The following is a 3,520-nucleotide window of genomic DNA, read 5'->3' on the forward strand; positions in this document are numbered from 1 at the left end:
CGCCGTACCCGCCCGCGGACGGGCTGGGAACGGTCCCCGAGTGGCTCCGCCAGCCGGCCGTCGCGCCCGAGCCGCGTCGCGGCGACCGGTTGCGGATCTGGCTGGGCGACCACTCGGGCAGGCTGCTCGGCGGCGCCGCGGCCCTGCTGCTGCTCGCCTTCTTCGGCCTGGTCGCCACGGGCGGCTACCGGTCCTTCCAGCGGTGGGCGGAGCCGGCGACGGCGTACCCGACGATCAGCCAGCCGGTCGGCGAGCAGGCAGTCACCTCCGCGTCACCACCGCCGGCGGCCGGCCCGTTCGACGGCACGCCGGCGGCCGACTTCCCCGAGGGGGCGGCCGGGATCACCCTGCCCGCGGCGAAGCGGACCGGGCCGTTCACGGAGAAGCAGGTGGCCGACGCCCTGGCCAAGGTCCGCAAGGCGCTGGTGACCGGCCGGCTGGACCGCACGTTCATGACCTCGAAGGACCCGGACCGGCTGCTCCGGCAGTTCGCCCCGGACGCCCGGGCCGACCTGCGCCACGACTTCAACTCCGACGCCTTCGCCAACTACGCCACCCGGCTCGCGCCGGGCGCGCGCATCGCCACGGACCAGCCGCGGGTGAAGGGCCGGGTCAGCTACCGGGCCGCGAAGGACGACCAGGGCATCCGCATCCTGGAGGTGACCAGCAACTTCGTCTGGGCGTACGCCTTCCGCACCAGCGGGGGGCTGCCCGGCGACGGGGTGGTCGTGGTGCACGACACGGTGGTCTGGAGCGTGCCGCATCCCGCCGACGTGCGGAGCGGCTCCAACGGGCTCTGGATCGAGGAAGCGGCCTCGTACGGCTCCAACATCGACTGTGCGGCGTTCGACAAGGGCCTGCTCGACGTGGGCAGCCCCAGCTACGGCGGACCGGCGGACACGGACCCGGACGCCGTCTTCGACCCCGACCGCACCCTCGACGTCCCCGACACCTGCTGAGACCGGCACCGGCGGACGGCGGCGATCGGCCCTCGCGGGGGATTCCGCGCCGGGCGACAAGGTGGGACACTCACTGACATCTCGCCCACTCCTGACCGGAGGCCGCGATGACCGACGATCGGCCGGAATCCGCACCACCGCGCCACCCCGCCCCCACGCCCGGCCACCGGCCGGGACCGCCGACGGCGGCCGAGTGGCAGCGCCGGCCGCCGCCCGTCGGGGGCGATCCGGGCCGCGACGACGGGCTGCGGGGCTGGCTGAGCCGGCACTCCGGCTCGCTGATGACCGGCGCGACGGCGCTGCTGCTGCTCGCCTTCGTCGGGGTGGTCGGCGGGGCCGTCCTGGTGTCGATGCCGTCCGCAGGTGGGCGGCCGGTGGTGTACCCGACGTTCGGCCCGCCCACCGGCGCACCGGCCGCCACGTCCGCCGCACCACCCCGGGTGTCCGGCCCCTTCGACGGCACCCCCGCCGCCGGGTTCGCGCAGGGGCAGGCGGGTATCGCCCTGCCGGCCGCCAAGCGGACCGGCCCGTTCACCGAGAAGCAGGTGGCGACCGCCCTGGCGAAGGTCCGGACGGTCCTGGTGACCGCGCGGCTCGACCGCCGGTTCATGACCACGAAGGACCCGGAGCCGCTGATCCGGCAGTTCGCCCGGGACGCCCGCGCCGACCTGCGCGAGAGCTTCGCGTCCGACGCCTTCGCCGCGTACGCCACCCGGCTGGCGCCCGGCGCCCGGCTCACCGCCGACCAGCCCAGGGTGAAGGGCCGGATCAGCTACCGGGCCACCAAGGACGCCGACGGCATCCGCATCCTGGCGGTGACCACCAACTTCGTCTGGGCGTACCCCTTCCGGACCAGCAGCACCGTGCCGGGCGACGGGCTGGTCGTCGTGCACGACACGGTGGTCTGGAGCATGCCGCATCCCGACGACGTCGAGCGCGGCTCGAACGGGCTGTGGATCGAGGACGCGAACTCGTACGCCGCCAACGTCGACTGCGCGGCCTTCGACAAGGGCCTGCTCGGCCCGGGCAGCCGCGGCTTCGGCGGCCCGGACGGCCCGGACCCGGACGCGGTCTTCGACCCCGCCGCGACGCTGGACCTCCCGGACACCTGCTGAGCCGGGGTCAGCGGACCGCGCCGACCACCGCCCAGCCGCCGGAGCGCAGCCGCAGCAGCAGGGCGACCAGCCGGAGCACCACGAACAGGGTCAGCCCGGCCCAGATCCCGCCCAGCCCGAGGTCGAGCCCGTAGGCCAGCCAGATGGCCGGCAGGAAGCCGCCCAGCGCCGCCACGATGGTGAGGTTGCGCAGGTAGCGCACGTCCCCCGCGCCGATCAGCACGCCGTCCAGGGCGAACACCACGCCGCCGATCGGCTGGAGCGCGACGAACCAGGGCCAGGCGACCATGGCCTGCTCGCGTACCTCGGTGTCGGAGCTGAACCACGACGGCAGCAGGCCGGCGCCGGCGGCGATGAGCACCGCGAACGCCACGCCGCAGAGGCCGCCGAGCAGGGCGATCCGCCGGGCGAGGGCGCGCGCCGCGGCGGCGTCGCCGGCGCCGAGCGCGGCGCCGATCAGCGACTGCGCGGCGATCGCCAGGGCGTCCAGCACCAGGGCGGTGAAGAACCAGAGTTGTACGGCGATCTGGTGCGCGCCGACGGCGGCGGCGCCGAACCGGGCCGCCACGGCGGTCGCGGACAGGAAGCTGGCCTGGAAGGCGACGCCCCGGATGAGCAGGTCGCGGCTGAGCGTCAACTGCTGGCCGATCAGCCGGGGCCGGGGGCGCAGCGGGACCCGCTCGCGGACCAGGGCCGCCGCGAAGAGGCCGCCGGAGATGGTCTGCGCCACCGCGTTCGCCACCGCCGAGCCGGGTAGGCCGAGCCCGGCGGGATAGACCAGCAGCGGGCAGAGCAGCGCGGAGAGCAGGTTCGGCGCGAGCACGAAGAGCAGCGGCCGGCGGGTGTCCTGGATGCCGCGAAGCCAGCCGTTGCCGGCCGCCGCGAGCAGCAGGCCGGGCGCGCCGAGCGCGGCGATCCGCAGCCAGGTCGCGGCGGCATCGGCCACCTCGCCGGGGCCGCCGACGAGGGTACGGGCCAACCACCCACCCCCGACCTGCATGGCGAGCGCCACCAGCACGCCGACGCTCAGGGCGAGCCAGGACGCCTGCACACCCTCGGCCACCGCCGCGGCCCGGTCCCCCGCGCCGAACCGCCGGGCCGACCGCCCCGTGGTGCCGTAGGCGACGACGGTGCCGAGCCAGGCGGTCAGCGTCAGCACCGTGCCGCCGACGGCGAGCGCGGCGAGCGGGACCCGGCCCAGGTGCCCGACCACGGCGGTGTCGACCAGCACGTAGAGCGGCTCGGCGGCGAGCACCACCAACGCCGGCAGGGCGAGCGCGGCAATCCGCCGAGCCGTGGCGGACTGGGCGGCGGGCGCGACTGTCTGACTCATCGCCGCCGATCCTGGCACGCCCGCCGTAAGGAACACAACCCCGGCCGACACTTACCGACCCGGCCGCACCCCTCCGTTGATCATGAGGTTGGCGGCGGTGTGGATCTCCAGAA

The 3,520-nt window shown here is 75.7% G+C and carries 3 protein-coding genes; 2 read left to right on the top strand and 1 reads right to left on the bottom strand.

Annotated features, from left to right (window positions below; all coding sequences use genetic code 11):
- Both ACW0Q9_RS29795 and ACW0Q9_RS29800 read left to right on the top strand, forming a co-directional pair.
- Positions 1–959 (top strand): hypothetical protein (locus ACW0Q9_RS29795; RefSeq protein ID WP_456186983.1); only part of this gene is annotated, 959 nt, incomplete at its 5' end.
- Between the two features lie 107 nt (positions 960–1,066).
- On the top strand, positions 1,067–2,074 hold the full coding sequence (locus tag ACW0Q9_RS29800; RefSeq protein ID WP_456186985.1) for a hypothetical protein: 1,008 nt from the start codon (positions 1,067–1,069) through the stop codon (positions 2,072–2,074).
- Between the two features lie 7 nt (positions 2,075–2,081).
- Here the strand turns inward: ACW0Q9_RS29800 and ACW0Q9_RS29805 are convergent, their stop codons facing one another.
- Positions 2,082–3,407: an MATE family efflux transporter gene (locus ACW0Q9_RS29805; RefSeq protein WP_456186987.1), complete on the bottom strand. Its 1,326-nt coding sequence runs from the start codon at positions 3,405–3,407 to the stop codon at positions 2,082–2,084.
- Between the last annotated feature and the right edge of the window lie 113 nt (positions 3,408–3,520).

This window comes from Micromonospora sp. I033 (genome assembly GCF_053890995.1).